The 19,429-nt window shown below is 69.8% G+C and carries 19 protein-coding genes; 1 reads left to right on the top strand and 18 read right to left on the bottom strand.

Annotation, left to right across the window (positions count from 1 at the left end):
• Positions 1-16: 16 nt before the first annotated feature.
• The 12 genes from pheT to mltG form a co-directional block, all read right to left on the bottom strand.
• Positions 17-2,455, bottom strand: a complete 2,439-nt coding sequence (gene pheT, locus ACWHMB_RS07175; RefSeq protein WP_447648487.1) for a phenylalanine--tRNA ligase subunit beta — start codon at positions 2,453-2,455, stop codon at positions 17-19.
• Between the two features lie 12 nt (positions 2,456-2,467).
• Entirely contained in the window at positions 2,468-3,538 is a 1,071-nt protein-coding gene (pheS, locus tag ACWHMB_RS07170; protein ID WP_447648486.1) for a phenylalanine--tRNA ligase subunit alpha, read from the bottom strand.
• Between the two features lie 119 nt (positions 3,539-3,657).
• Positions 3,658-4,014: a 50S ribosomal protein L20 gene (gene rplT, locus ACWHMB_RS07165; RefSeq protein WP_293223988.1), complete on the bottom strand. Its 357-nt coding sequence runs from the start codon at positions 4,012-4,014 to the stop codon at positions 3,658-3,660.
• Positions 4,015-4,041: 27 nt separating this feature from the next.
• Positions 4,042-4,245 (bottom strand): 50S ribosomal protein L35, encoded by a 204-nt coding sequence (rpmI, locus tag ACWHMB_RS07160; protein ID WP_009517525.1) that lies wholly within the window; start codon positions 4,243-4,245, stop codon positions 4,042-4,044.
• Positions 4,246-4,385: 140 nt separating this feature from the next.
• Positions 4,386-5,003 carry a translation initiation factor IF-3 gene (gene infC, locus ACWHMB_RS07155; protein WP_293225372.1) on the bottom strand — a complete coding sequence of 206 codons (618 nt, stop codon included), beginning with the start codon at positions 5,001-5,003 and terminating at the stop codon, positions 4,386-4,388.
• 86 nt (positions 5,004-5,089) lie between these two features.
• Positions 5,090-6,997 carry a threonine--tRNA ligase gene (gene thrS / locus ACWHMB_RS07150; RefSeq protein ID WP_377480478.1) on the bottom strand — a complete coding sequence of 636 codons (1,908 nt, stop codon included), beginning with the start codon at positions 6,995-6,997 and terminating at the stop codon, positions 5,090-5,092.
• 257 nt (positions 6,998-7,254) lie between these two features.
• Positions 7,255-7,929: an ankyrin repeat domain-containing protein gene (locus tag ACWHMB_RS07145; RefSeq protein WP_377480480.1), complete on the bottom strand. Its 675-nt coding sequence runs from the start codon at positions 7,927-7,929 to the stop codon at positions 7,255-7,257.
• Positions 7,926-8,732 (bottom strand): TatD family hydrolase, encoded by an 807-nt coding sequence (locus ACWHMB_RS07140; protein ID WP_293225366.1) that lies wholly within the window; start codon positions 8,730-8,732, stop codon positions 7,926-7,928. The genes ACWHMB_RS07145 and ACWHMB_RS07140 overlap by 4 nt, the downstream gene beginning before the upstream one ends.
• 27 nt (positions 8,733-8,759) lie before the next feature.
• Positions 8,760-9,140 carry a PilZ domain-containing protein gene (locus ACWHMB_RS07135; RefSeq protein WP_293225364.1) on the bottom strand — a complete coding sequence of 127 codons (381 nt, stop codon included), beginning with the start codon at positions 9,138-9,140 and terminating at the stop codon, positions 8,760-8,762.
• Between the two features lie 22 nt (positions 9,141-9,162).
• Complete coding sequence (locus tag ACWHMB_RS07130) at positions 9,163-10,242, bottom strand: DNA polymerase III subunit delta' (RefSeq protein ID WP_377480483.1); 1,080 nt, start codon at positions 10,240-10,242, stop codon at positions 9,163-9,165.
• Positions 10,243-10,250: 8 nt separating this feature from the next.
• Positions 10,251-10,907, bottom strand: a complete 657-nt coding sequence (gene tmk, locus ACWHMB_RS07125) for a dTMP kinase (protein ID WP_293222097.1) — start codon at positions 10,905-10,907, stop codon at positions 10,251-10,253.
• The gene (mltG, locus tag ACWHMB_RS07120) at positions 10,907-11,908 is read right to left on the bottom strand and encodes an endolytic transglycosylase MltG (protein ID WP_377480811.1); all 1,002 of its coding nucleotides are present in this window, start codon (positions 11,906-11,908) and stop codon (positions 10,907-10,909) included. The genes tmk and mltG overlap by 1 nt, the downstream gene beginning before the upstream one ends.
• A 45-nt stretch (positions 11,909-11,953) precedes the next feature.
• On the opposite strand from mltG, the gene ygfZ reads away from it, so the two are divergent.
• Entirely contained in the window at positions 11,954-12,892 is a 939-nt protein-coding gene (gene ygfZ, locus ACWHMB_RS07115; RefSeq protein ID WP_377480486.1) for a CAF17-like 4Fe-4S cluster assembly/insertion protein YgfZ, read from the top strand.
• A gap of 3 nt (positions 12,893-12,895) precedes the next feature.
• Here ygfZ and ACWHMB_RS07110 read toward each other — a convergent pair whose 3' ends face one another.
• From ACWHMB_RS07110 to ACWHMB_RS07085, 6 genes are all read right to left on the bottom strand, one after another.
• Entirely contained in the window at positions 12,896-13,777 is an 882-nt protein-coding gene (locus tag ACWHMB_RS07110) for a YbgC/FadM family acyl-CoA thioesterase (protein WP_293222101.1), read from the bottom strand.
• Between the two features lie 72 nt (positions 13,778-13,849).
• Complete coding sequence (locus tag ACWHMB_RS07105) at positions 13,850-14,803, bottom strand: alpha/beta hydrolase (RefSeq protein ID WP_377480489.1); 954 nt, start codon at positions 14,801-14,803, stop codon at positions 13,850-13,852.
• A 38-nt stretch (positions 14,804-14,841) separates the two neighbouring features.
• Positions 14,842-16,023, bottom strand: a complete 1,182-nt coding sequence (locus ACWHMB_RS07100) for a M20 aminoacylase family protein (RefSeq protein WP_293222103.1) — start codon at positions 16,021-16,023, stop codon at positions 14,842-14,844.
• A 33-nt stretch (positions 16,024-16,056) separates the two neighbouring features.
• On the bottom strand, positions 16,057-17,355 hold the full coding sequence (locus ACWHMB_RS07095) for an MFS transporter (protein ID WP_377553519.1): 1,299 nt from the start codon (positions 17,353-17,355) through the stop codon (positions 16,057-16,059).
• Positions 17,356-17,496: 141 nt separating this feature from the next.
• Positions 17,497-18,414 (bottom strand): 2-keto-4-pentenoate hydratase, encoded by a 918-nt coding sequence (locus ACWHMB_RS07090; RefSeq protein WP_377480496.1) that lies wholly within the window; start codon positions 18,412-18,414, stop codon positions 17,497-17,499.
• A 64-nt stretch (positions 18,415-18,478) separates the two neighbouring features.
• Positions 18,479-19,423: an AEC family transporter gene (locus ACWHMB_RS07085; protein WP_377480499.1), complete on the bottom strand. Its 945-nt coding sequence runs from the start codon at positions 19,421-19,423 to the stop codon at positions 18,479-18,481.
• Positions 19,424-19,429: the final 6 nt, after the last annotated feature.

Genomic DNA, 19,429 nt, shown 5'->3' with positions numbered 1-19,429 from the left:
CTGCTTCCTCCTTCGCTCAGGCCCGCAGGCGCGCGCCCAGTTGCGCCTGCAGCGCGGCCAGCACGGCGCCGACCGCCGCATCGATGCGTTCGTCGGTCAGGCTCTGACCCTCGGCGTCGTCCAGCACCAGGCGCAAGGCCATGCTCTTTTCGCCCGCGGCCATGCCCGCCGCAGTCTCGGTGCCGGGCTTGGGCCGGTAGATGTCGAACAGGGTGACGTCCAGCAGGCGTGCACCCACGGCGGCGCCGCGCACGCACTGCTGCAACTGCTCGTGCGTCACACCCTCGGCGACGACCACGGCGAGGTCGCGCTCGACCGGCAATTGGCGCGGCAGCGCCGCCAGCACGGGCATGGGGCGCTGCAGCACGGCCTGCAGGTCCAGCTCGAACAGCACCGGCGCATGCGACAGGCCCCAGGCCTGGCGCCAGCGCGGATGCAGCTCGCCCACATGGCCGATGAGCTGCCCGTCCACCGCCACGCTGGCGCAGCGGCCGGGGTGCAGGGCCGGGTGCTCGGCGCGCTCGAAACGGGCCGGCCGCGGCGCCAGCAGCGCCTGCACGTCGCCCTTGGCGTCGTAGAAGTCGGCCGGTCGCTCGACGCCGCCCCAACCCTGGCGCTGGGCCGGCCCATGGATCAGGCCCGCCACGCGCAGCGGCTGGTTCACGCCGCGCACGCTGTGGTCGGTGGTGGTCACCGAGGCGTCGCGCAGGAACACGCGCCCGACCTCGAACACGCGCAGACGGCTGGCGCGGCGGTCGACGTTGTGCTTGAGCACATCCAGCAGCGAGCCCAGCAGCGACGAACGCATCACGTTCATCTGGCTGGCGATCGGGTTGAGCAGGCGCACCGGGTTGGCGTTGCCCGCCAGATCGCGCTCCCAGGCTTCGTCGACAAAGCTGAAGTTGATGGTTTCGAGATAGCCCAGGTCGGCCAGCGCATGGCGCACGTCGAAGGCGCTGCGGCGCGACTCCGAGCGCGTGCGCGGCACGATGGGCGCCAGCGGCGCGGTCTCGGGCAGCTGCTGGTAGCCGATGATGCGCGCCACCTCCTCGATCAGGTCTTCCTCGATGCGCAGGTCGAACCGGTACGCGGGCGGCGCCACGGTCACCGTGCCCTCGCCTTCGACAAAGGCGAGGCCCAGGCGGCGCATGACGTTCGCGCACTGCGCCTGCGTGAGCGGCATGCCGATCACCTTGGCGGCGCGCGCCACGCGCAGCGTGACCGGCGCCGGCGCGGGCAGTTTGGGCTGCTGGTCGTCGATCGGGCCGCACTGCGTCTGCGGCGTGCCGCAGATGTCGATGATCAGTTGCGTGATGCGCTCGATGTGCGCCACCGTGAGCGACGGGTCGACGCCGCGCTCGAAGCGGTGGCCGGCGTCGGTGGCGAAGTTGTAGCGGCGCGAGCGGCCGGCCACGGCGTCGGGCCACCAAAAGGCGGCCTCGACGTAGATGCTCTGGGTGTCGTCCGACACCGCCGTGGCGTCGCCGCCCATGATGCCGGCCAGCGACTCAACGGCCTGCGCATCGGCGATCACGCCCACACTTTCATCCAGCTCGACGGTGTTGCCGTTCAGCAGCTTGAGTTGTTCACCCTTGCGGCCCCAGCGCACGTCGAGCCCGCCGTGAATCTTGTCCAGATCGAAAATGTGCGAGGGCCGGCCGTACTCGAACATCACGTAGTTGGAGATGTCCACCAGCGCCGTGACGCTGCGCTGGCCGCAGCGCGCCAGGCGATCGACCATCCACGCGGGGGTGGCGGCACGCGTGTCGACGTGGCGGATCACGCGACCCGAGAAGCGCCCGCACAGATCGGGCGCGCTGACGGTGACGGGCAGCAGTTCGGCCATGCTGGCAGGCACCGGCGCGATGGCCGGCGTTTGCAGGGGCGCGCCGGTCAGCGCCGCGAGCTCGCGCGCCACGCCGTAGACGCTGAGCGCGTGGCCCAGGTTGGGCGTGAGCTTGAGTTCGAACACGGTGTCGTCGAGTTGGAGCGCGGCGCGCAGGTCCTGGCCCACGGGCAGGCCCGCCGCCAGCTCGAGCAGGCCACCGTGGTCGTCGGACAGGCCCAGCTCGCGCGCCGAGCACAGCATGCCCTGGCTTTCCACCCCGCGCAGCTTGCCGACCTTGATGACGAAGGGCTTGCCGTCTTCGCCCGGCGGCAGCTCGGCGCCCACCAGCGCGCACGGCACCTTGATGCCGACGCGGGCGTTGGGCGCGCCGCACACGATGTTCAGCAGTGCGCCCTGCCCCGCGTCGACCTGGCACACGCGCAGGCGATCGGCATTGGGGTGTTGCTGCGCCTGCCTGATCTCGCCCACCACGATGCGGGTGAACGGGGGCGCGACCGGGCGCAGCGACTCGACCTCGAAGCCACCCATGGTCAGGGTGTCGGCCAGCGCTTGCGTGGACAGCGGCGGGTTGCAGAAGCTGCGCAACCAGGATTCGGGAAACTGCATGAAAAACCTCGATCAGCGGAACTGGCTCAGGAAACGGGTGTCGCCCTCGAAGAACAGGCGCAGGTCGTTCACGCCGTAGCGCAGCATGGCCAGGCGGTCGATGCCCGAGCCGAAGGCAAAGCCGATGAAGCGCTCGGGGTCCAGCCCCATGTTGCGCACCACCTGCGGGTGCACCTGGCCCGAGCCCGACACCTCCAGCCACTTGCCGGCCAGCGGGCCGCTGGAGAACTGGATGTCGATCTCGGCGCTCGGCTCGGTAAAGGGAAAGTAGCTGGGCCGAAAACGCAAGCTCAGCTCGTCGGTCTCGAAGAACGCCTTGCAGAAGTTGAGGTAGGTGACCTTCAGGTCCTTGAAGCTCACGTTCTCGCCCAGCCACAAGCCCTCGACCTGGTGGAACATGGGCGAGTGCGTGGCGTCGTTGTCCACGCGGTAGGTGCGCCCGGGGGCGATCACGCGGATCTCGCTCATCTCGCCGCGCGCCAGTTGTGCCGCGTGCCGCTTGGCATGCGCCGTGGCGTAGCGGATCTGCATCGGGCTGGTGTGGGTGCGCAGGCAAAAGGGCTGGCCGTCTTCGCCGTTCAGGTCCACGTAGAAGGTGTCCTGCATCGAGCGCGCCGGGTGGTTGGGCGGGTTGTTCAGCGCCGTGAAGTTGAACCAGTCGCTTTCGATCTCGGGGCCGTCGGCAATGTCGAAGCCCATGCTGGCAAACACCTGCTCGATGCGCTCCCAGGCGCGCGAGATGGGGTGCAGGCCGCCCATGCCGCGCTCGCGGCCGGGCAGCGTCACGTCCAGCGCCTCGGCCTGCAGCTGCCGCGCCAGCTCGGCGTCCTGCAGCGCCTGGCGGCGCGCGCCCAGCGCGGCCTCGATGGCCTGCTTGGCCTGGTTGATGGCGGCGCCACGCGACTTCTTCTCGTCGATGGCGAGTTGGCCCAGGCCCTTCATCAGCTCGGTCACGCGGCCGGCCTTGCCCAGAAACTGCGCCTTGGCGTTTTCCAGGTTGGCGGGCGTGCCGGCCTGCTCGAAGCGCGCGCTGGCGTCCTGCACCAGGGCGGCCAGATCGCTGGAGTCGGCGAAAGCATTCATGGGGTTCAGCGCTCAAAAATCCGAAATGAAAAAGGGATTGAAGCCAAATCGGCCTCAACCCCTTGAACCACCTGCGCAGCCAGCTATTGATTTTATAGTTGTGCGCGGTGGCGCTGGCGTCAAGCCAGCTTGGCCTTGGCCTGCTCGACGATACCGGCAAACGCGGCCTTGTCGTGCACGGCCAGATCGGCCAGGACCTTGCGGTCGAGCTCGATGCCGGCCTTGTTCATGCCGTTGATGAACTGGCTGTAGGTGATGCCGCATTCACGCGCGGCGGCGTTGATGCGGGCGATCCACAGGCGACGGAAGTCGCGCTTCTTGTTGCGGCGGTCACGGTAGGCGTACTGGCCCGCCTTCATCACCGCCTGCTTGGCGACGCGGAAGACGTTCTTGCGGCGGCCGCGGAAACCCTTGGCCAGGGCCAGCACCTTCTTGTGACGAGCACGGGCGGTGACACCACGTTTGACGCGAGGCATGTCGTTTTCTCCTGGTTCGTCGGTTGATCAAAGGCCGGCAAAGGGCAGCATCTGCGCCATGTGACCCATGTTGGTCTCATGCACATTCACCGCACCGCGCAGGTGGCGCTTGTTCTTGGTGGTCTTCTTGGTCAGGATGTGACGCTTGAAGGCTTGACCGCGCTTGACGGTGCCACCGGGACGAACGCGAAAACGCTTTTTCGCGCTGCTCTTGGTCTTCATTTTGGGCATGTGACATGCTCCTTTTTGCTTGTGCTCGCGAGGCGTGTGCAACACCGTTGCACCCTTGATTGGCCCCGAGCCACTTCTTGCGGCAGACCTTGCAATCTGCCCGTTCGCCGGGCAAGCCCGGCAAATGCTTCACATCCGCGTCAGCCGGCCGAAGCCGGCGTCGCCGTCGCTTCGCCGGCGGGGGCGGCGGCCTTGGGCGCGCCCTGGGCCACCTTCTTGCGCGCCGGCGCCAGCATCATGATCATCTGGCGGCCTTCCAGCTTGGGGAACTGCTCGACCACGATGGTGTCGGCCAGGTCGGCGCGCACGCGATCGAGCAGCGCCATGCCCAGCTCCTGGTGCGTGATCTCGCGGCCGCGAAAGCGCAGCGTGACCTTGACCTTGTCGCCATCGGCCAGAAAGCGGCGGATGTTGCGCAGCTTGATGTTGTAGTCGCCGTCATCGGTGGCCGGGCGAAACTTCACTTCCTTGATTTCAATGACCGTCTGCTTGGCCTTGGCCTCGGCCGCCTTCTTCTGCTCCTGGTACTTGAACTTGCCGTAGTCCATCAGGCGGCAGACAGGCGGCACGGCGGTGGCGGCGATCTCGACCAGATCGACGTCCAGTTCGCCGGCCATGCGCAGGGCCTCTTGAATGGGCACGACGCCCAGGGGCTCGTTGTTGGGGCCGTTCAGGCGCACTTCGGGCGCCATGATTTCTCGGTTCAGACGATGCGCGCGCTCCTCACGATGGCGGCGGTCACGAAAATTGGTAGCGATGGTATCGGTTCCTCAAGTCAAACACTATGAACAACATAGCTAAAGCCGCCCGTATGACGCGGACTAAAGCGCAATTTCAATGAAAATCAGGCTTTAGAGGAGATGTCCTGCGCGATGCGTTTGGAAAACGCTTCGAGAGGCTCCACGCCGAGGTCCAGATTACCCCGCCCACGCACCGCGACGGCGCCGGCCGCTTTTTCCTTGTCGCCCACGACCAGGATGTAGGGCAGCTTTTGCAACGAATGCTCGCGTATTTTATAGGTAATTTTCTCGTTGCGCAGATCGGTCTCCACCCTAAGCCCTTGATCGCGCAGCGTTTTCGCCACATGGCGCACGTAGTCGGCCTGCGCGTCGGTGATGCCGGTGACCATCACCTGCACCGGCGCCAGCCACACGGGCATGGCGCCGGCGTGCTGCTCGATCAGGATGCCGATGAAGCGCTCCAGGCTGCCGACGATGGCTCGGTGCAGCATGACGGGGGTGTGGCGCGCGCCGTCCTCGCCCACGTATTCGGCGCCCAGGCGCTCGGCCATGGAAAAGTCCACCTGCATGGTGCCGCACTGCCACTGGCGGCCGATGGCGTCCTTGAGCGTGTACTCGATCTTGGGGCCGTAGAAGGCGCCGTCGCCCGGGGAAATCTCGAAGTCGCAGCCCGAGGCCTTCAGGCTTTCGATCAGCGCGTGCTCGGCCTTGTCCCACACCGCGTCGGCGCCGATGCGCTGCTCGGGCCGCGTGGCCACCTTGTAGATGATGTCGGTGAAGCCGAAGTCGGCATACACCTTCTGCAACAGCGCCGTGTAGGCCGTGCACTCGGCCAGAATCTGGTCCTCGGTGCAGAAGATGTGGCCGTCGTCCTGCGTGAAGGCGCGCACGCGCATGATGCCGTGCAGGCCGCCGCTGGGCTCGTTGCGGTGGCAGGCGCCGAACTCGCCGTAGCGCAGCGGCAGGTCGCGATAGCTCTTGACGCCCTGCTTGAAAATCAGGATGTGGCCCGGGCAGTTCATCGGCTTGAGCGCGTATTCGCGCTTTTCGCTCTCGGTGGTGAACATGTTCTCGCGGTACTTGTCCCAGTGGCCGGTTTTTTCCCACAGCGACTTGTCCAGCAGTTGCGGGCCCTTGACCTCCTGGTAGCCGTTGTCGCGGTACACGCGGCGCATGTACTGCTCCACCTCCTGCCACACGGCCCAGCCCCGGGCGTGCCAGAACACGGTGCCGGGCGAATGCTCGTCGATGTGGAACAGGTCCAGCTCGCGCCCCAGCTTGCGGTGGTCGCGTTTTTCGGCCTCTTCCAGCATGTGCAGGTACTGCGCCAGCTCGTCCTTGGTCGCCCAGGCCGTGCCGTAGATGCGCTGCAGCATCTCGTTGCGGTGGTCGCCCCGCCAATAGGCGCCGGCCACCTTCATCAGCCTGAAATACTTGAGCTTGCCGGTGCTGGGCACGTGCGGGCCGCGGCACAGGTCCTCGAAGGCGCCTTCGCGGTACAGGCTCACGTCCTCGTTGCTGGGGATGCTGGCGATGATCTCGGCCTTGTAGTTCTCCCCCAGGCCCTTGAAGTAGGCCACCGCCTCGTCGCGCGGCAGCACGCGGCGCACCACCGGCTCGTCCTTGGCGGCCAGCTCGGTCATCTTCTTCTCGATGGCGGCCAGGTCCTCGGGCGTGAAGGGGCGCTTGTAGCTGAAGTCGTAGTAAAAGCCGTTTTCGATCACCGGGCCGATGGTGACCTGGGCGTCCGGAAACAGCTCCTTGACGGCGTAGGCCAGCAGGTGGGCGCTGGAGTGGCGAATCATCTCCAGCCCGTCGGCATCGCGCGCCGTGACGATGGTGAGCGGCGCATCCGACGTGATCGCGTAGCTGGTGTCGACCAGCTTGCCGCCCAGCTTGCCGCCCAGGGCCGCCTTGGCCAGGCCGGGGCTGATCGACTGCGCCACCTCGGCCACCGTGACGGAACCCTCGAAGTCGCGTTTCGAGCCGTCCGCCAGCGTGATTTGAACCATGTTCTTGCTCCAACAGGGGCCCTGCGCAGGGCCGGAAAGTCAACAAAAAAGCGCGGCCGGGACCGCGCTTGGGATGCGGGAGGCTGGCGTTGCGGGCCAGGCCGGGCCGCGGGTGGCGAACGGTCTCAAACCATGAGGGGAGCCTGGTAAGTTCGCGGTGTCATAACCCGTCGCTGCCTTTCTCGCTCTTGTTGCCGTGGGGCACCCGAGGTGCCAAGGCATCGGATTTTACGCGCAAGCACGGCGCTTGCCACTGCTCACCACTGTCCGCGCGGCACGCCCTGGGCGCGGCGCAGCGCCTCGATGATCAGGTCGGCCGAATTGCGGTGGTTGCTCATCTGCGCCAGGTCCAGCGCCGTCTTGCCCCCGCTGTTGCGCATGTTGACGTCGGCACCGGCCTGGATCAGCAGTTTCACCGCCTCGGGCGTGCTGTAGAAAGCGGCCATCATCAGCGGCGTGTTGCCGTTGGGCGCCTGGGCGTCGATGAAGGCGTAGTGCTCCAGCAGCAGGTCCATCATCTTCAGGTGGCCCTTGGTGGCGGCGTAGTGCAGCGGCGTCCAGCCGGGCTTGTTGACGTCGGCGTCCTTGTCGATCAGCGCGCGCGCGATGTCCAGGTCGCCCTTGTAGGCGGCCATCATCAGCACGCTTTCGTCCTTGGTGTTGCGCTGCTCGCCTTTGGTGCGGCGCGCGGCCACCAGCAGGCGCGCGACCTTCAGCGAGTCTTCTTCCAGCGCCAGGTACAGGCCGGGCACGCCCTTGTCGGTCTTGGTGTTGGGGTCGAAGCCGTCCTCCAGGATGCGGCGCATGGCCCCTTCGTTGTCCTGCAGGATGGCGCGGACGAAGTCGCCCGTGTCATAGGCCCAGGCGGGCGCCCGCAGGCCGGCGCCCAGCGGCAGGCCGAACAGCGCCCGGACGAAAGCGGCGCGCCTCATGCCGCCACCCGCGAGAACAGGCGCGTGAAGTTGGCGCTGCTGGCCTCGGCGATGCGCTGCACGCTGACGCCGCGCAGCTCGGCCAGGCGCGCGGCCACGTGGGGCACCAGCGCGGGGGTGTTGGTCTTGCCGCGAAAGGGCACGGGCGCCAGGTAGGGCGAGTCGGTCTCGATCAGCAGGCGGTCTTCGGGCACCCAGGCGGCCACGGCCTGCAGATCGCGCGCGCTCTTGAAGGTGACGATGCCCGAAAACGAAATGTAGAAGCCCCGCTGCAGCGCGGCGCGCGCCACCTCGGCGCTTTCGGTGAAGCAGTGGAACACCCCGCCGGCGCTGCCCGCGCCGCCGTCCTCGCCCTCTTCGTCGAGGATGGCCAGGGTGTCGGCCGAGGCCGCCCGGGTGTGGATGACCAGCGGTACCCGCGCCTGGCGCGCGGCACGGATGTGGGTGCGAAAGCGCGCGCGCTGCCAGTCCAGGTCGGCCACGCCGCGGCCGCCCTTGCGCTCGTCCATCTGGTAGTAGTCCAGCCCGGTCTCACCGATGGCCACCACCCGGGGCTGGCCGGTGGCCGCCACCAGTTCGGCCACGCTGGGCTCGTGCACGTCCTCGCTGTCGGGGTGCACGCCCACGGTGGCCCAGAAGTTGTCATGGCCGGCCGCCAGCGCCTGCACCTGCGGAAACTCTTCCATGGTGGTGGAGATGCACAGCGCGCGCGTGACCTGGGCCGCGGCCATGGCCGAGCGAATGGCCGGCAGATCGGCCGCCAGCTCGGGAAAAGTCAGGTGACAGTGGGAATCGGTGAACATCCGGCCCGGATGGTACCGCCACCGCCTTCAGAACGTCTGCGTGGTGCGGTCGGAGCCGAGCGAGGAGCCCAGCAGCTGCTCGATCTTGGCCTTGAGCTGCTCGGACTTCTCGTCCTTGGGAAAGCGGATGCCCACGCCCTGGGTGCGATGGCCCGCGGCGCGCGTGGGCGTGATCCAGGCCACCTTGCCCGATACCGGGTAGCGCTGCGGGTCGTCCAGCAGGCTCAGCAGCACGTAGATCTCGTCGCCCAGGCGGTGCTCGCGCGCGCTGGGCACGAAGATGCCGCCCTCGCTGAAAGCGGGGATGTAGGCCGCGTACAGAGCCGCCTTTTCCTTGATGGCCAGCTGGATGACACTGGGCCGGGCCGCCTGCAGGGCGGCGCTTTGCGTGGACGAGGATAGGGACATGGCGTGCCGGGGCAAAGAGCCTTCAGAGCTTGGAGTTTAGGGCCTGGCGGGCGGCGTTGACCAGGAATTCCGTCACCAAACCGGGGTTTAGCGGATGCTCGGCGCTGCGCGCGGACTCGGCCAGCTGCTTCCACCAGCGCGTGAGCGCCGCCTGCGACAGCGCGCGCGCGGGCAGGTCGGCGGCGTCGAAAAAGCGCGGCGGCGCGCCCACCTGCCGCGCCAGCAGGTCGTGGCACAGCTTTTGCAGGCGCGCCACGGCCTCGGGCACGGGCACGCCGGCCAGGGCGGCGACGTCGCCGCGGCCGAGCGCGCGCGGCAGCTCGGCCCAGGCGCGGGCGCCGTCGGCCTCGCCCGCCAGCGCCAGCGCCAGCGCGGCGGCCGGGCGCCCGCCGGCGGCGCGCAGCAGGCCGGGGGCCAAGGCGGCGGCCACGCCCTGCTCCGCCAGCCAGGCCAGCGCCTCGGGCTCGGCCGGCCAGGCCAGGGTGTGGGCCTGGCAGCGGCTGCGGATGGTGGGCAGCAGCAGGTGCGCGGCATCGCTGGCCAGCACGAAGCGCGCATCGCCCGGCGGCTCTTCCAGCGTCTTGAGCAGGGCGTTGGCGGTGACCGCGTTCATGCGCTCGGCCGGGTAGACCAGCAGCGCCTTGCCGCGCCCGCGCCCGCTGGTGCGCTGGGCGAAGTCGATGGCCTCGCGCATGGCGTCGACGCGGATGTCCTTGCTCGGCTTGCGCTTCTTGTCGTCGATCTCGGCCTGCGCCTTTTCCGGCAGCGGCCAGCCGCGCGCCAGCATTTCGGTCTCGGGCATCAGCACCACCAGGTCGGGGTGGGTGTGCACGTCGATGCCGTGGCAGCTGGGGCATGCACCGCAGGCGCCCAGGGGCGTGGGGGCATCCGAGCCGCCGCCGGGCCGCCCCAAGGCGGCGAGCGCCCCCTCGGGGGGCAGCGAACCACGCGCAGCGGGGAGCGTGGGGGCATCACACAACCACGTGCGAACAAGACTCAAGGCCAAGTCGAACTGGCCCAAGCCCGAGGGCCCCTGCAGCAGCCAGGCGTGGCCGCGCTGGGCCAGCAGGGCTTGCAGCTGGCGCGCGATCCAGGGGGCCATGGCCGCGCTCACAACCACCCCCGGGCCTGCACGGCGGCCCGCACGGCCTGGCGGACGGCGGCCGGGGGCTGGTCGGCATCGATGCGGGCAAAGCGCGCCGCGTCATCGTGCGCCCGGCGGGCGTAGCCGGCGCGCACGGCCTCGAAGAAGGCGCGGGGCTGGGCCTCGAAACGGTCGGGCGCGCGCGCCGCGGCCAGGCGCCGGGCGGCCACGGCCGGTGGCAGGTCGAACCACAGGGTCAGGTCGGGCTGCAGCCGGGGTTTTTGAATCAAATCAGCCTCTGGCCCGCTCAGGGTCTGCGCAAGCCGCTCCAAAATCAGGAGTGAATCCCAGTCGAAGCCGCGCCCGCCGCCCTGGTAGGCGAAGGTGGCGTCGGTGAAGCGGTCGCACAGCACCACCTCGCCACGCGCCAGCGCCGGCACGATGACCTGGCCCAGGTGGTCGCGCCGGGCGGCGAACATCAGCAGCGCCTCGGTCAGGGCGTCCATGGCGTCGTGCAGGGCCAGCTGGCGGATCTTCTCGGCCAGCGGCGTGCCGCCGGGCTCGCGCGTCAGCACCACGGCGCGGCCAGCGGCGCGAAAGGCCTGGGCCAGGGGCTCGATGTGGCTGGACTTGCCGGCGCCATCGATGCCCTCGAAAGTCAAGAACAGGCCCGCGCCCGCCATCAGTTGCCCCCTCCGCGCTGATATTTGTTGACCGCCCGATTGTGCTCGTCCAGCGTGGGGCTGAAGTGGCTGGAGCCGTCGCCGCGCGCCACGAAGTACAGCGACTGGGTGTCGGCCGGCTGCACGGCGGCCATCAGCGAGGCCTTGCCCGGCATGGCGATCGGCGTCGGCGGCAGGCCGGCGCGGGTGTAGGTGTTGAAGGGCGTGTCGGTGCTGAGGTCGCGCCGGCGCAGATTGCCGTCGAAGGCCTCGCCCAGGCCGTAGATCACGCTGGGGTCGGTCTGCAGGCGCATGCCCCGCTTCAGGCGGTTGATGAAGACGCCGGCGATCTCGGCGCGGTCGGCCGCCTGGCCGGTTTCCTTCTCGACCAGGCTGGCCAGGATCAGCGCCTCGTCGGGCGACTTGAGCGGCAGGCCCGGCGCGCGCGCGTCCCAGGCCGCCGCCAGGCGCTTGTCCATCAGCTGCAGCGCCTCGCGCAGCACGGCCAGATCGCCCGAGTTCTTGGCGTACAGATAGGTGTCGGGAAAAAAGCGCCCCTCGGGCGCCACGCCGGGGCGGCCCAGCGCGCTCATGATCTGGGCCGGCGTCATGGCCGCCGTGTCGTGCGTCAGGTACTCGGCCTGCGCCAGCGCCTGGCGCACCTGCTTGAAGGTCCAGCCTTCGACCAGGGTCACCGGCAGCATGACGCGGTCGCCGCGCACCAGCTTGTCCAGCAGGTCGCCAGCGGTCATGCCGCGCGTGAGCTCGTAGTCGCCCGGCTTGATGGTTTGCTGTTGCTCCACCTTCCAGCGGAAATAGGCGTACAGCAGCTCGGCCGGCGCACGCACCCCGGCCTTGACCGCCTGGCGCGCCGCCGTGCGCAGCGAGGCGCCGGCCGGCACGCGCACCTCGATGGTGTCGCCGCTCAGCGTCAGCGGCTGCGTCACCCACCAGCCCAGCGCGCCGGCCACGAGCACGGCGGCGACGAGCAGCAACAGCAGAAGGCGGCGCAGGAAGCGAATCAACACGGCAGGAAAAAATCAGGGGCGACCATGATAATTGACGGCATGCCCGCCCCTGTGTCTGAATCTGCCACCGCCCTGTCCGGCATCGCCGCCCTGCCCCACCAGGCCGTGATCCGTGCCCAGGGCGAGCAGGCCGCCGCCTTTTTGCAGGGCCAGCTGACGCAGGACGTCGAAGCCATGGCCGTCGGCCAGGCGCGCCTGGCGGCGTACTGCAACGCCAAGGGCCGCATGCTGGCCAGCTTCGTCGTCTGCCGGCGCGCGGAGGGCGAATTCTGGCTGGTGTGCAGCCGCGACCTGCTGGCGCCCACGCTGAAAAAGCTGTCGATGTTCGTGCTGCGCGCCAAGGTGCGCCTGACGGACGCGTCGGATGAGCTGGCGGTGTACGGCCTGATCGGCGACGCTATCGATACAGTAGCTTCCGGTGCCCGTCCATCAAGCGTCGAAGGTCAAAATGACGCTGATTTTCTGGCCCCCTTGCCGCCGGCCGACGGCGCCGCCCGCGCGCTGTGGATCGGCCCGACGGGCCGCCCGCCGCCGGCCGGCCCCGCCCTGTCCATCGAGCTGTGGGACTGGGCCGCCGTGCGCAGCGGCGTGGCCACTCTCACGGCGCCGGTGGCCGAAGCCTTCGTGCCGCAAATGCTCAACTACGAATCCGTCGATGGTGTCAGCTTCAAGAAGGGCTGCTATCCCGGCCAGGAAGTCGTCGCGCGCAGCCAGTTTCGCGGCGCCATCAAGCGGCGCGCCTACGTCGGCTGGGTCGATGGCGCGGCGCAGGCGGGGCAGGACGTGTTCGCGGCGGACGATCCCGCCCAGCCCTGCGGCCTGATCGCGCAGGCCGCCGCGGCGCCTGCGGGCGGCACGGCGGTCATCGTCTGCCTGCCGCACGCGCTGGCCGAGGCCGGTGCGCGCCTGCGCGTGGGCGCGGCCGACGGGCCGCCCCTGACGGGGCTGCGCCAGCCCTACCCCCTGATCGAAGTCTGAGACTCAGCCGCCCAGCGCCTTGCGCATGGCGATGTGCGCGATGCCGACCTCGTCGAAGGGCTGGCCGTAGGGCGCGTAGCCCAGCCGGCGGTAAAAGCCCTCGGCGCTGCGCTGGGCGTTCAGGCGCGCCTCGCGGTCGCCGCGCTCACGCGCGGCCCGCTCCAGCGCGGCGATGACCTGCTCGCCCAGACCGGCGCCGCGCACCTCGCGCAGCACGGCCATGCGGCCGATGCGCGCCACGCCCGGCTCGTCGGGCAGCAGCCGGCCGGTGGCGACGGGCTGGCCCAGGCGGTTGCGCACCACGGCGTGCAACACCTGGGCATCCAGGGCGTCCCATTCGTCTTCGCGGGCGATGCCCTGCTCCTCGACGAACACGGCGGTGCGCACGGCGCGCGCCGCCTCGCCCAGCGTGGCCCAGTCGCCGGTGGCGACCTCGGTCACCGGCTCGCCGGCGTCGAAGCCCTGCAACAGGGCGCGCAGCGCGGGCGGCACCGGGCGCGCGGTTTGGGTGGCCGGGTCGGCAAAAACGTAGACCAGCTCGCCGGTGATGAGCAACTGCTCGCCGCGGAAGATGGCGCCGGCCATGCTCATCGACGAGGTGCCCACGCGCGCGCAGCGCAGGCCGATGTCCAGGCTGTCGTGCATGCGCGCCGAGGCGTGAAACTCGACGCCGGCCTTGCGCAGGTACAAATCGCCCTGCAGCGCGGCCATGGCCTGGGCGTAGGGCAGCGCCAGCGCGCGCCAATAGCCGGTGACCGCGGTGTCGAAGTAAGTCAGGTAGTGCGCGTTGAAGACGATGGCCTGCATGTCCACCTCGGACCAGCGCACGCGCAGGTGCTCGAAGAAGCGAAAGTCGGCGCGGCGGGGCAAGGGGTTCTGATCCATGATTTGTGAGTCAAACAAGGCGCTAGCGCTTGATGGGAAAGCGCGAGCAGCTATCAAACATATAGTATCCGGTCACAGGCCGAAGGCCGCGCGCAGCGCCTGTGCCGCGTCGTGGTGAAAGCGCCGCGCCTCGGGCAGCGCACGGCCCATCTGCGCAAAGCCGTGCACCATGCCGCGGTAGATTTCGAGGTCCACCGGCACGCCGGCCAGGCGCAGCTTGTCGGCGTACAGCACGCCTTCGTCGACCAGCGGGTCGCATTCGGCCAGGGCGAACCAGGCGGGCGCCACGCCGTCCACGTCGTCGGCCTGCAGGGGGGCAAAGCGCCAGTCCTCGCGCTGGGCCTCATCGATGTATAGCCCGAAGAACCAGTCGATCTGCGCCTGGTCGAGCATGGGGCCGTCGGCGTAGGTGGCGTGCGAGGGCGTGTCCTGGTGCGCGGTGGTGCCGGGGTAGATCAGCAGCTGCAGCGCCAGCCGGACGCCGAGGTCGCGCGCATGGATGGCGCCGACCGCGGCCAGGGTGCCGCCGGCCGAGTCGCCGCCAATGGCCAGGCGCGTGCCGTCCAGGCCCAGCGTGCGTGCGCCCTCGCCCGCCAGCCAGGCCAGCGCGTCCCAGGCGTCGTTGACGGCGACGGGAAAGCGGTGCTCGGGCGCCAGGCGGTAGTCCAGCGTCAGCACGGCCGCGCCGCTGAGGTGGGCCAGCATGCGGCACAGCGTGTCGTGCGTGTCGATGCTGCCGATGGTGAAGCCGCCGCCGTGCAGGTACAACAGCACCGGCAGCCCCGGCGCGGTCGAAGGCGCCAGCAGGCGGGCGCGCAGGGGCGTGCCGTCGCGCGCGGGGATGCGCAGGTCCTGCACGCGCGCCAGCGGCGGCTTGGGCACCTCCAGCACGCCGGCGGATTTTTCGTAGGCCTGCTTGGCGGCCGGCGCGCTCAGGGTGCGCAGCGGCGGATAGGGGGCGCGCGCCATGCGATCCAGCAGCAGGCGCATGGCGGGGGTCAGGCGGGCCTGGATTTCGGGGCTCATCGCCGGCGAATTTAACCGCAGCGCCGCCGCGCCGGCCATCAGACCAGAAAGCGCTCGGCCAGCAGCTTCCAGTAGGCGGCGCCGATCACCACGTTGCCGTCCTTGAAGTCGAAGCCCGGGTTGTGCACCATGCAGTCGCCCGCGCCGTCGCCGTTGCCGATCAGCAGATAGCTGCCGGGGCAGTGTTCGAGCATGAAGGCGAAGTCCTCGCTGCCGCCCAGCGCCGCGCCCTGCGGCACCACCTGGCTGGCGCCCAGCAGTTCGAGGCCGACCTGGCGCGCGAACTCGGTTTCTTTCTCGGTGTTGATCAGCACTGCGTAGCCGCGCTGATAGTCGATCTGGGCGGTGCAGCCGAAGCTCTTGGCCTGCGCGTGCACCAGTTCGGTGATGCGCTCCTGCAGCAGGTTGCGCACCTTCGGATCGAGCGAGCGCACGCTCAGCTCCAGATGCGCCGTCTCGGGGATCACGTTGTTGGCGCGGCCGGCCTGCAGCACGCCCACGGTGACCACGCCCATGCCCATCGGGTCGACGTTGCGCGCCACCACGGTCTGCAGCGCCATCACCAGGCTGGCGGCGGCCACCACCGGATCGACGGCCTTGTGCGGCATGGCGCCGTGGCCGCCGCGGCCGGTGATGGTGATGACGACCTTGTCGGACGAGGCCATCATGGCGCCGGTGTGAAAGATCAGGTGCCCCTGCGGCCAGCCCGGCATGTTGTGGATGCCGAAGATGGCGTCGCACGGGTACTTGGTGAACAGGCCGTCGTTCATCATGCGCACGGCGCCGCTGTCGGCGGTGCCGTACTCTTCGGCCGGCTGAAAGATCAGGTTGAGCGTGCCCGAAAACCGGCCCGACTCGGCCAGCGCCTTGGCCGCGCACAGCAGCATGCTGGTGTGACCGTCGTGGCCGCAGGCGTGCATCACGCCCTGGTGGCGGCTGGCGTAGGCCAGGCCGGTCTGCTCGACGATGGGCAGCGCGTCCATGTCGGCGCGCAGGCCCAGCCGGCGCTGACCGCTGCCGCGCTTGAGCTGCCCGACCAGCCCGGTGCCGCCCAGGCCGCGCTCGACCTGGTAGCCCCAGGACTGCAGGCGCTCGGCCACCAGATCGCTGGTGCGCTGCTCCTTGAAGGAAAGCTCGGGGTGCTGGTGAATGTCGTGCCGCAGGGCGACGAATTCATCGGCGTAGGCGTGCATCGCCTGCAGGGTGTCGGAGGTGGACATGAACGGACTCCAGTCGATCGGGCACAAGCCATTTCAATGCTGCAAAACCCGGTCCTTGCCGGTTTCGCGCATCAGCAGGATGGCGATCACCGTGATCACGCTGGTCGGCACCACGTAGAGCGCCGGCGCCGCCGGGTTGCCGGTGACCTTGAGCAGCCAGGTGATGACGATCTGCGCCGTGCCGCCGAAAAACGCCACGCCGAAGGCATAGGCGATGGACAGGCCCAGCGCGCGCACATGGCTGGGAAAGAGCTCCGGAATGGCCACCAGCGAGGGCGCGCCGCCGATGGCCGTCAGGCCGCTCAGGGTGACCGAGGCCAGCAGCAGCGTGCCGATGCTGGGGTGATTGATCAGCAGCGCGAACACCGGGTAGGTCAGCACCACGATGGCCACGCGCGACCACAGCATCACCGGCTTGCGCCCGTACAGGTCGGACAGCCAGCCGCCCAGCAGGCTGCCGACCCAGGTGGACAGGCCGAACACCACCGTGGCCATCATGCCGATCACGGCCGACAGCTTGAGCGTGGTGACCGCATAGGTCGTCATGTAGATCGCCGCATAGGTCGAGATCGTCGTGCCCAGGATGAGCATCAGCGCCAGGACGATGGGGCGGATGTGGTTCCTGATTTCGACCAGCGGGTTCTTGACGGCTTCGCCGGGCGCGCCGTGCTCCAGGCTTTCGGGCATGTGGCGGCGCAAGAAGATGGCGATGGGAATCAGCGCCAGCCCGAGCATGAAGGGCACGCGCCAGCCCCAGGCCAGCATCTGCTCCTTGCTCAGGGCCAGCGTCAGCGCCACGCCGACGATGCCGGCCGCCAGCGACGCGATGCCCTGGCTGGCCAGCTGCCAGCTACCGTACAGGCCGCGCCGGCCGGGCGGCGCGATCTCGATCAGGTACGAGCTCGACGGCCCCACCTCGCCACCCAGCGCGAAGCCCTGGATCAGGCGGCAGGCGATGACGATCAGCGGCGCCGCCATGCCGATGCTGGCGTACGAGGGCGTGAGGGCCATGCCCAGCGTGCCGACGGTGATCAGGCCGATGGTCAGCAGCATCGCCGGCTTGCGCCCCACGCGGTCGGCAAAGGCGCCGATGAACAGCCCTCCCAGCGGCCGCGTGATGAAGCCGACGCCGAACACCGCCACCGACAGCAGCACGCTGACCAGCGGGTCGTGCGTCGGAAAAAACGTCTCGCCGATGTAGACGGCGAAAAACGCGTAGGTGGTGAAGTCGAAGAACTCCAGCGCGTTGCCCGCCACGGTGGCGGCAACGATGCTGGGCGATGCGCGCGGGGCCGCGTGCGCCGTCGCGCCGCCTGGCCGCTGCGCGGGGATGGACGGGGCCTTGCTGCCCACAGGGACCGAGCCGGTTGTCACGATGGTTTCTCCTCACGGCGCAGCCTGCGCGCCTCGATGAGCATCATGCTCCCAATCGAGCGCGGCCGCCAAGGCCAGCGGCGCGGCGCGCAAGAGTCCTCAGCGGAACGTCACCGTCACCGGCTGCAGGCCCGGCACGCCGCCGTAGTGCACGGTGGCCTGCAGGCCCGGCTTGGGCGGCAACAGGGCCGAGAACGAGCCCAGGCTGATCAGCTGCCCCGGCTGCATCGCCAGGCCCTGCGCCTTCAGCGCGCCGGCCAGCCACACCACGGCGTTCAGCGGGTGCTCCAGCACGTCGCTGCCCTTGCCGCCGCCCAGCCTGGCGCCGTGGGCGTCGGTCAGGCTGACGTTCATGTCGCGCAACTCGGTCAGCAGCCGGGCCTGGCCGGCGGCGTCCTGCGGCACCGGCAGCGCGGGGCCGCGCACGCCCAGGCGCGCGCCGACGTTGATGGCGCTCACGCCCACGCCATTGAGCTTGGGCGGCGCCTGCACCATCAGGTCGGGCAGCTCGATGAAGGGCACGATCTGGTCGACGTGCCGCAGCACCTCGGCCGGGGTCTTGGCGGCGTTGATGGCGGCGTCCTTCACGCGCACCAGCAGGTCGGCCTCGTACAGCGGGCGCGCGCCGAAGGCGGCGTCCACCGTGGCGCCGCTGTTCAGCAGCATGCTCGAATACAGCGCGCCCCACACCGGCTGGTCGGTGTTGAATTTCTTCTGCACCGCCGGGTTGGTCAGGCCCGCCTTGTAGCCCACCAGCGGCCCGTCCTGCGCGGCCAGGCGCTGCTGCAGCTTGGCGCGGGTGCAGGCGGCGTCCGCCATGGTCATGGACTCGGGCGGATTCATGGCCGGCTTGCGGGCGTTGTAGTCGGCCATCCAGGTGGCGACCTGGGCGTCGCTCAGGCAGCCGGCGGTCTGCACGATGGGCGCGTGCGAGGGCGCGCTGGCGCAGGCGGCCAGCAGGGTGGCCGCGGCCACCACGGACAGGCCACGAAGCAGATGGCGGGGGGAAGCGTGCATGAAGGTCTCCTCGGGTGTCGTTGGAATGGGGCTTTGATCCTAGCGCAAGCCCGTCGCGGCGCCATCACCCCAGCCAGCCCATCAGCACGCTGATGCTGAAGAACGAGGCCACCGTGGTGCCCAGCAGCGCGGCGGCGGCCAGGCCTTCCTCGCCGTGGCGGCCGGCCAGGATGGGGTAGATGCTGAACATGGGGCAGGCGGCGGACACGATCAGGCCGGTGCGCAGCGCCGGGTCGACCAGCGGCAGGCCCAGTGCGGTGGCGCCCGCCAGCACGCCCAAGGTCAGCAGCGGGTGGGCGATGAGCTTGCCGGTGGCGATGCGCGCCACGGCGCGGCCCATGCCGCGCAGGCGCAGGCCGGCCAGCGCGCCGCCGATGACGAACAGCGACAGCGCCGCGCTGGACTGCGCCAGCAGGCCGACGGTGCGCTCGATGGGCGCCGGCAGCCTGAGCCCGAGCCACGCGGCCAGCAGCCCGGCCGCCAGCCCCAGCACCAGCGGGTTGCGCCACAGCCCGGCCGCGGCGCCGCGCAGCACCGCGCGCCAGTGGCGCCCGCCGCCGGCGCTGTCGGCCAGCGCCAGCAGCAGCGGGATCAGCAGCAGGTTCTCGACCAGCATGTTCATGCCCAGGACGACCGCCGCGTTGGAGCCGCCCAGCAGCAGCAGGTTGATGGGGTAGCCGACGAAGCCGGTGTTGGGGCAGCTCATGCCCATGGTCTGCACCACGGCCGGCAGCGGCGCCTGGCGCGCCACGCGCCGCGTCCACAGCAGGCCGGCGGCCATGGTGGCCAGGCCGCCCAGCGCATAGATGCCCAGGTAGCGCCCGTCCAGGATGTCGCCCACGGGGCGCTTGCCGACGGCGTCGAACAGCAGCGCCGGCAGCGCGATGTACAGCACGAACTGGCCCAGCACCCGCATGTCGCCGCGCTGAAACAGCCCGGCGCGCGTGGCCAGCCAGCCCAGCGCGATGCACAGGTAGATGGGGCCGGTGATGCCCAGGATGGCGTGCATAGGCGC

Source organism: Ottowia pentelensis (assembly GCF_964341695.1).
The sequence above is the reverse complement of the archived record's forward strand: the minus strand, read 5'-3'. Positions and strand labels throughout refer to the sequence as shown.

Bases quoted from the DNA above. Each gene is read 5' to 3' on its own strand.
- pheT (WP_447648487.1), bottom strand. From the start codon at position 2,455: ATGCAGTTTCCCGAATCCTGGTTGCGCAGCTTCTGCAACCCGCCGCTG.
- pheS (WP_447648486.1), bottom strand. From the start codon at position 3,538: ATGAATGCTTTCGCCGACTCCAGCGATCTGGCCGCCCTGGTGCAGGAC.
- rplT (WP_293223988.1), bottom strand. From the start codon at position 4,014: ATGCCTCGCGTCAAACGTGGTGTCACCGCCCGTGCTCGTCACAAGAAG.
- rpmI (WP_009517525.1), bottom strand. From the start codon at position 4,245: ATGCCCAAAATGAAGACCAAGAGCAGCGCGAAAAAGCGTTTTCGCGTT.
- thrS (WP_377480478.1), bottom strand. From the start codon at position 6,997: ATGGTTCAAATCACGCTGGCGGACGGCTCGAAACGCGACTTCGAGGGT.
- ACWHMB_RS07145 (WP_377480480.1), bottom strand. From the start codon at position 7,929: ATGAGGCGCGCCGCTTTCGTCCGGGCGCTGTTCGGCCTGCCGCTGGGC.
- ACWHMB_RS07140 (WP_293225366.1), bottom strand. From the start codon at position 8,732: ATGTTCACCGATTCCCACTGTCACCTGACTTTTCCCGAGCTGGCGGCC.
- ACWHMB_RS07135 (WP_293225364.1), bottom strand. From the start codon at position 9,140: ATGTCCCTATCCTCGTCCACGCAAAGCGCCGCCCTGCAGGCGGCCCGG.
- ACWHMB_RS07130 (WP_377480483.1), bottom strand. From the start codon at position 10,242: ATGGCCCCCTGGATCGCGCGCCAGCTGCAAGCCCTGCTGGCCCAGCGC.
- tmk (WP_293222097.1), bottom strand. From the start codon at position 10,907: ATGGCGGGCGCGGGCCTGTTCTTGACTTTCGAGGGCATCGATGGCGCC.
- ygfZ (WP_377480486.1), top strand. From the start codon at position 11,954: ATGCCCGCCCCTGTGTCTGAATCTGCCACCGCCCTGTCCGGCATCGCC.
- ACWHMB_RS07110 (WP_293222101.1), bottom strand. From the start codon at position 13,777: ATGGATCAGAACCCCTTGCCCCGCCGCGCCGACTTTCGCTTCTTCGAG.
- ACWHMB_RS07105 (WP_377480489.1), bottom strand. From the start codon at position 14,803: ATGAGCCCCGAAATCCAGGCCCGCCTGACCCCCGCCATGCGCCTGCTG.
- ACWHMB_RS07100 (WP_293222103.1), bottom strand. From the start codon at position 16,023: ATGTCCACCTCCGACACCCTGCAGGCGATGCACGCCTACGCCGATGAA.
- ACWHMB_RS07090 (WP_377480496.1), bottom strand. From the start codon at position 18,414: ATGCACGCTTCCCCCCGCCATCTGCTTCGTGGCCTGTCCGTGGTGGCC.
- ACWHMB_RS07085 (WP_377480499.1), bottom strand. From the start codon at position 19,423: ATGCACGCCATCCTGGGCATCACCGGCCCCATCTACCTGTGCATCGCG.